Below are 7,188 nucleotides of genomic sequence, written 5' to 3'. Positions count from 1 at the left end.
CGAAAGAAGCCACCCACCCCCTCGTTCTAACAATTGGCGCATGCGGTCAAACAATACGCCGTAACTGTGATTCAGCCCTCCCTGTATCTGGAGGGGAGACACTTAATAATTTTTCGATCAGCCCGCACCAACCGTGTAAAGCGGTGGTGAGGCAGACCCTTCGGGGACTATCTTTGGCCATGGATGGCCAAAGCTAAGCGCCCATGGACGGCTTGAGCGTGTCCCCGAAGGGTCTGCCTCAGCGCCGCCACCCCCAAAGGCAACGGGCCGGGCCAAAACAAGAGTCCAACTCCAAAAGTCAGACCCGAAAACATCAGATACCAGCAGCATCCTTCAGGGCAGAAGCGCGATCCGTCTTCTCCCATGGGAACGCGGTGAACGTCTTGCCGCCGACGGTCATCTCGTACGGATCACGGCCGAAGTGGCCGTAGGCTGCCGTCTGTTGATACATCGGGTGCAGCAGGTCGAGCATGTTGGTGATGGCGTATGGACGCAGGTCGAAGTTCTGGCGCACCAGTTCGATGATCTTGTCGTCGCTGATCTTGCCGGTGCCGAAGGTGTTCAATGAGATCGAGGTTGGTTGTGCCACGCCGATGGCGTAGGAGACCTGGATCTCGCACTTGTCGGCCAGGCCGGCGGCGACGATGTTCTTGGCGACGTAACGGCCAGCATAGGCGGCGGAACGGTCGACTTTAGACGGGTCCTTGCCTGAGAAGGCGCCGCCGCCGTGGCGTGCCATGCCGCCGTAAGTGTCTACGATGATCTTGCGACCGGTCAGACCACAGTCGCCCACCGGGCCGCCGATGACGAACTTGCCGGTCGGGTTGATGTGGAACTGGGTGTCCGTGTGCAACAGCTCTGCCGGCAGCGCGTGCTTGACGATCAGTTCCATGACGGCTTCTTTCAGGTCTTCCTGAGTGACGTCTTCGTCGTGCTGGGTGGACAGGACAACGGCGTCGATGCCGGAAACCCGGCCGTTTTCGTAGCGGCAGGTGACCTGGCTTTTCGCATCGGGGCGCAGCCATGGCAGCAGGCCGCTCTTGCGGGCTTCAGCCTGGCGCTGGACCAGTCGGTGGGAGAAGGTGATCGGCGCAGGCATCAGCACGTCGGTTTCGTTGCTGGCGTAGCCGAACATCAGGCCCTGGTCGCCGGCGCCCTGGTCTTCCGGCTTCTGGCGGTCAACGCCCTGGGCGATGTCGACGGACTGCTTGCCGATGATGTTGATGATGCCGCAGGTGTCGCCGTCGTAGCCCACGTCGGAGGAGGTGTAGCCGATGTCCTTGATCACCCCACGTACCAGGTCTTCCAGATCGACCCAGGCACTGGTGGTGATCTCACCGCCGACAATCGCAACGCCTGTTTTTACCATGGTTTCACAGGCAACACGGGCGTGTGGATCTTCGGTGAGGATGGCATCCAGAACCGCGTCGGAAATCTGATCCGCCAGTTTGTCTGGATGGCCCTCAGAGACCGATTCGGAGGTGAAGATGTTGTAGTCAGCCATAATGCGTGCTCCTCTTGAGCGTTTCAAATGCGTACCGGTGGTTGGCTGTAATGGGCCATTCCGGTTACTGGTTTTGTTGGTGTTATCAGGGATACGTGAAACTACGTACCCGTATATCAAAATATGTTGATATTGCGTTTGCTCGCGTCATCCGGGGGCGGTGGTTTTCCAGAATTCCCGCACCTGTATCTGGAAGCCGTTACGCAGCCCTATAAACAGTTGCTCCCCGGCCATCATGCCTGCGTCTGCCGCCCAGGCGGTCAGTTCCTCGGGCTCGAAGCCCAGCCACAGGTCGCCGCAGTTTTCCTTGGCCCAGTCCTGATCGTGGCTGCACAGGTCACTGACGACAAAGCAGCCGCCGCCGTTCATCAGCGCGGCGGCGTCCAGGAAGATGTCCGCGGGGCTGGGAACGTGGTGCAGCACCATGTTGGCCACTACCAGGTCAAACGCGTCGCCACGGGCCAGCAGGTTGTCGGTGACGCCCTCAATCAGGTCGACATTATTAAGGCGATCGTCAATGCAGGTCCGTGTGGCCTTGGCCAGCATGTCGCGGGAGTTGTCCAGCGCCACCACGTGCTCGCAGATCTTTGACAGCACCGGCAGGAAAGCGCCTTCACCGGGGCCGATTTCCAGGGCGGTCTGCCACGGGTGTTTGTCGGCGCGTTTACGGATCAGCTCGGCCACGGGCTCGGCGTACAGGTCAAAGGCGGCAATCAGTTCCTGTTGCTCGCGGAACTGTTCGGAGTGGCGAGAGAAAAACGCCTGTGACTGATTCGCCCGTTGGTCGCGGATGGCTTCAATTTTTTCCTCCAGGTGCGACGGCAGGGGAACCTGGTCCACTGTCTCGAACACCAGGCGGATGGTCTGGTCCGTGAGCTTGTCGCTGTCCAGGCTCAACGGGCGGCGATAGAAAATGGCGTTGCCTTCCCGCTGGGGCTCCAGCAGCCCGGCCTTATGCATCACCTTGAGGTGGTGGCTCATACCGGACTGGCGCATCTCGAACAGTTGGCTCAGTTCCAGCACCCCGAAAGTGTCACGACGTAACACGCGCAGAATCTCCAGGCGCAACGGATCCCCGCTCGCTTTATAGATCGGGGCCAGGGCGTCCAGGGAGGACAGGTCGGCGGCGTGTGTGGTCATGGAAGTCATGGTTGGCAAGTTTAGGGGTGTTCTGTTGGTCAATCAATAGCCATATCAAAAAAAATTGATATAGATTTTGAGTTCCTTGAGTTTGGTTCGTTTCGGGAAACCCGATTTGCTCCCACACACACTAATCGGCGAAAATACGCGCCTTATTTTTGAGCAGTTCTATTTTTCCCGAAAAACACTGGAGAAACGTCAATGCCGTCTCGTAAAGATCTCGCCAACGCCATTCGCGCGCTGAGCATGGATGCGGTTCAGAAAGCCAAATCCGGCCACCCGGGTGCGCCCATGGGTATGGCGGATATCGCCGAGGTTCTGTGGAACGATTACCTGAGCCACAACCCGGCCAACCCGCAGTGGGCCAACCGCGACCGCTTCGTGCTGTCCAACGGTCACGGCTCCATGCTGCAGTACTCTTTGCTGCACCTGAGCGGGTACGACGTTTCCATTGACGACCTGAAGAACTTCCGTCAGCTGCACTCCAAAACCCCGGGCCACCCTGAATACGGTTACACCCCGGGCGTTGAAACCACCACCGGCCCCCTGGGGCAGGGTTTCGCCAACTCCGTGGGTTTTGCCCTGGCGGAGAAAGCCCTGGCGGCGCAGTTCAACCGTCCCGGTCATGACATCGTGGATCATTACACCTATACCTTCCTGGGCGACGGCTGCCTGATGGAAGGTATCTCCCACGAAGTGGCTTCGCTGGCCGGTACCCTGGGTCTCGGCAAACTGATCTGCTTCTACGACGACAACGGCATTTCCATCGACGGTGAAGTGGATGGCTGGTTCACCGACGACACGCCGAAGCGTTTCGAAGCCTATGGCTGGCAAGTGATTCCGGCGGTAGACGGCCACGATGCCGACGCCGTTCGCGCTGCCATTGAAGCTGCCCGCGCCAACACCGATCAGCCCACCATGATCTGCTGCAAGACCATCATCGGCTTCGGCTCTCCCAACAAGCAGGGCAAGGAAGATTGCCACGGCGCGCCGCTGGGTGACGACGAAATCGCACTGACCCGCGAGCAGCTGGGTTGGACTCATGGTTCTTTCGAGGTGCCGTCTGAAATCTACGCCGAGTGGAACGCCAAAGAGAAAGGCGCTGCCGCACAGCAGGCGTGGGAAGAGAAATTCGCTGCCTACGAAAAGGCCGAGCCGGAACTGGCAGCCGAATTCAAGCGCCGCATGGCCGGCGACCTGCCTGCCGATTTCTCCGAGAAGGCCCAGGCGTACATCCAGGAGTGTCAGGACAAGGGCGAAACCGTCGCCAGCCGCAAGGCCTCCCAGAACACCCTGAATGCCTACGGTCCGCTGCTGCCGGAACTGCTGGGCGGCTCCGCTGACCTGGCTGGCTCCAACCTCACTATCTGGGGTGGCTCCAAAGGCGTGACCAAAGAAGACGCCAGCGGCAACTACATCTATTACGGTGTGCGTGAGTTCGGCATGGCCGCCATCATGAACGGCATCGCTCTGCACGGTGGTTACGTACCTTACGGCGCCACCTTCCTGATCTTCATGGAATACTGCCGCAACGCCGTGCGCATGGCGGCGCTGATGAAGCAGCGTTCCATCTTCGTGTTCACCCATGACTCCATCGGTCTGGGCGAAGACGGCCCCACGCACCAGCCCATTGAGCAGCTGGCCAGCCTGCGCACCACGCCGAACATGAGCACCTGGCGCCCGGCTGACACCGTGGAATCCGCCGTGGCCTGGAAAGCGGCCCTTGAGCGCACAGACGGCCCGACGGCCATGGTGTTCTCCCGTCAGGGACTGCCGCACCAGGAGCGCGATGCCCAGCAGCTGGCAGATGTGGCCAAGGGAGGCTACATCCTGTCCGACAGCGAAGGCATGCTGGACCTGATCCTGATTGCCACTGGCTCCGAAGTGGCCCTGGCCCAGGACACCGCCGCCAAACTGCGGGAGCAGGGCAAGAACGTACGCGTAGTGTCCATGCCGTCCACCGACACCTTTGATGCCCAGAGCGCCGACTACAAACAGAAAGTGCTGCCGCTGGAAGTCACCAACCGCATCGCCATCGAAGCCGCCATTGCCGACTACTGGTACAAGTACGTGGGCCTCGACGGCCGCGTGGTTGGCATGACCACCTTCGGTGAATCTGCGCCCGCCGGCGAGCTGTTCAAGGAATTCGGCTTCACCGTCGACAACATCCTGGAAGTCGCCGCGGAACTGCTGGACGCCTGATGAGCAAAGCCAAGCCTTTTCGCATCGCGATCAACGGATATGGCCGGATTGGCCAGTGCGTGTTGCGCGCGCTGTATGAAAATGGCTATCGCGATCACCTTCAGGTGGTCGCGATCAACGAGCTGTCCGACATCGACACCATTGCTCACCTGACCCGTTATGATTCCACCCATGGCCGGTTCCAGGGTGAGATCGCGGTGGAAGGTGACAACCTGGTGGTGAACGGCGATCCCATCCGCATATTGCGGCATCCGGAACCCTCGGAACTGCCGTGGCGTCTGCTGGATGTGGATCTGGTGCTAGAGTGCTCCGGCGCCTATTCCGACCGCGCGACTGCCCAAAAGCACGTGGACGCGGGCGCCCAGCGCCTGCTGTTCTCCCAACCCGGGGAACCGGATGTCGACCGCACGGTAGTGTTCGGTATTAATGAAGGCGAACTGACCCAAGAGGACGTGATCGTCGCAGCCGCCTCCTGCACAACCAACTGCCTGGTGCCTGTCATCCAGGTGCTGGACGACGCATTGGGTGTGGAGCAGGGCAGCACGACCACCATCCACGCGGCGATGAACGACCAGCCGGTGATTGACGCCTACCATCATCAGGACCTGCGTCGCACCCGCAGTGCGCTGCACAACATCGTGCCAGTGGACACCGGACTGGCCAAAGGCATCGAGCGGTTGTTGCCCCACATGGAAGGCAAATTCAGTTCCGTCGCCATGCGGGTACCGACCATGAACGTATCCGCCATCGACATGGTGGTAAACGTCCGCAAGCCAACCACGATTCAGGCGGTGAACGAATTGCTGAAAGGCGCGGCCAGAGGACCGCTGAAAAACATCCTCGGATACACCGACGAACTCCTGGCCAGCTCCGATTTCAACCACGACGCCCATTCCGGCGTGGTTGATGGCGGCCAGACCCGGGTGACCGGGGAAACCATGGTGAAAGTGCTTTGCTGGTTCGATAACGAATGGGGTTTCGCGAACCGAATGCTGGACGTCAGCCACTGCTGGCTAGAGAAAACCGGCAACTAAACCAAGACCAGATCAAGGGAAGAAAACAATGGCGATCAAAAAAATGACCGAGCTGGACCTCGCTGGCAAGCGGGTCCTGATCCGCGAAGACCTCAACGTGCCGGTAAAAGACGGCCAGGTCTCCAGCGATGCCCGCATCCGCGCGTCACTGCCCACCATCAAGGCCGCCAAAGACGCCGGCGCCAAGGTCATGCTGATGTCACACCTCGGCCGCCCGGAAGAAGGCGTCTACGACGAAGCCTCATCCATGAAGCCCGTCGCTGACCACCTCACCAAAGTGCTGGGCCAGGAAGTACGCCTGATCAAAGACTACCTGGAAGGCGTTGAAGTCGCTGACGGCGAAGTCGTCCTGTTCGAAAACGTCCGCTTCAACAAGGGCGAAAAGAAAGACAACGAAGACCTGGCGAAACAGTACGCCGCCCTGTGCGACGTCTACGTAATGGACGCCTTCGGCACCGCCCACCGCGCCCAGGCCTCCACCCATGGTGTAGCGAAATTCGCCCCCGAAGCCTGCGCCGGCCCGCTGCTGGCCGCAGAACTGGACGCCCTCGGCAAAGCCCTCGACAACCCGGCCAAGCCGGTCGTTGCCATCGTCGGCGGCTCCAAAGTCTCCACCAAACTGGACGTCCTCAACGCCCTGGAAAACGTCTGCGATCAGATCATCGTTGGCGGCGGCATCGCCAACACCTTCCTGGCCGCAGCTGGCCACCCGGTCGGCAAATCCCTGTGCGAACACGACCTGATCGACACCGCCAAAGAAATCGCCTCCCGCGTGGAAATCCCACTGCCGGTAGACGTGGTCGTGGCCAGCGAATTCGCCGAAACCGCCACTGCCACCACCAAGAGCATCGCCGACGTCACCGACAACGACATGATCCTCGACGTCGGCCCCGAAACCGCCGGCCAGTTCGCCGAACTGTTGAAAAACGCCAAAACCATCCTCTGGAACGGCCCGGTTGGCGTCTTCGAATTCGACCAGTTCGGCAACGGCACTAAAGCGTTGGCAGAAGCCATCGCCGAAAGCGACGCCTTCTCCCTGGCCGGCGGCGGTGATACCGTAGCGGCCGTTGACAAGTACGGCGTTGCTGACAAAATCTCCTACATCTCCACCGGCGGCGGCGCGTTCCTCGAATTCGTGGAAGGCAAAACCCTGCCAGCAGTAGCTGTACTAGAGGAGCGTGGCGCATAAGCTTTTTTGTTTTTTAAGCTTAGGCGTTAAGAAAAAAGCCAGAATCGCAAGGAGGGTGGGAAGTGTGCTTCGCGGAATTTCGAAGGCCAAGGATGGCCTGAGAGAAGCGCACATGGATG

Annotated in this window: 5 protein-coding genes; 3 read left to right on the top strand and 2 right to left on the bottom strand. The window is 60.1% G+C overall.

Annotated elements, in window-relative coordinates:
• Positions 1–313: 313 nt before the first annotated feature.
• The gene (gene metK, locus ACJO3M_RS16520) at positions 314–1,504 is read right to left on the bottom strand and encodes a methionine adenosyltransferase (protein WP_407002484.1); all 1,191 of its coding nucleotides are present in this window, start codon (positions 1,502–1,504) and stop codon (positions 314–316) included.
• A gap of 147 nt (positions 1,505–1,651) precedes the next feature.
• Positions 1,652–2,653 (bottom strand): ArsR/SmtB family transcription factor, encoded by a 1,002-nt coding sequence (locus ACJO3M_RS16515; protein WP_407002485.1) that lies wholly within the window; start codon positions 2,651–2,653, stop codon positions 1,652–1,654.
• A 192-nt stretch (positions 2,654–2,845) separates the two neighbouring features.
• Between ACJO3M_RS16515 and tkt the strand changes: the two genes are divergently transcribed.
• From tkt to ACJO3M_RS16500, 3 genes are read left to right on the top strand one after another with little or no spacing between them, the layout of a single operon-like run.
• Positions 2,846–4,846, top strand: a complete 2,001-nt coding sequence (gene tkt, locus ACJO3M_RS16510; RefSeq protein WP_406987377.1) for a transketolase — start codon at positions 2,846–2,848, stop codon at positions 4,844–4,846.
• Positions 4,846–5,880, top strand: coding sequence for a type I glyceraldehyde-3-phosphate dehydrogenase (gap, locus tag ACJO3M_RS16505; RefSeq protein ID WP_406987376.1), 1,035 nt, complete (start codon positions 4,846–4,848; stop codon positions 5,878–5,880). The genes tkt and gap overlap by 1 nt, the downstream gene beginning before the upstream one ends.
• A gap of 28 nt (positions 5,881–5,908) precedes the next feature.
• Complete coding sequence (locus ACJO3M_RS16500; RefSeq protein WP_407002483.1) at positions 5,909–7,069, top strand: phosphoglycerate kinase; 1,161 nt, start codon at positions 5,909–5,911, stop codon at positions 7,067–7,069.
• Positions 7,070–7,188 lie beyond the last annotated feature (119 nt).

It is taken from the genome of Marinobacter alkalisoli (assembly GCF_045449795.1).
In the GTDB taxonomy this organism is placed as follows: Bacteria; Pseudomonadota; Gammaproteobacteria; order Pseudomonadales; family Oleiphilaceae; genus Marinobacter.
Note: the sequence above shows the minus strand (reverse complement) of the source record. Positions and strands in the feature narration are given on the sequence as shown.

What these genes read in the sequence shown, in the direction of transcription:
- ACJO3M_RS16500 (WP_407002483.1), top strand. Translation starts at nt 5,909, where the DNA reads ATGGCGATCAAAAAAATGACCGAGCTGGACCTCGCTGGCAAGCGGGTC.
- metK (WP_407002484.1), bottom strand. Translation starts at nt 1,504, where the DNA reads ATGGCTGACTACAACATCTTCACCTCCGAATCGGTCTCTGAGGGCCAT.
- gap (WP_406987376.1), top strand. Translation starts at nt 4,846, where the DNA reads ATGAGCAAAGCCAAGCCTTTTCGCATCGCGATCAACGGATATGGCCGG.
- ACJO3M_RS16515 (WP_407002485.1), bottom strand. Translation starts at nt 2,653, where the DNA reads ATGACTTCCATGACCACACACGCCGCCGACCTGTCCTCCCTGGACGCC.
- tkt (WP_406987377.1), top strand. Translation starts at nt 2,846, where the DNA reads ATGCCGTCTCGTAAAGATCTCGCCAACGCCATTCGCGCGCTGAGCATG.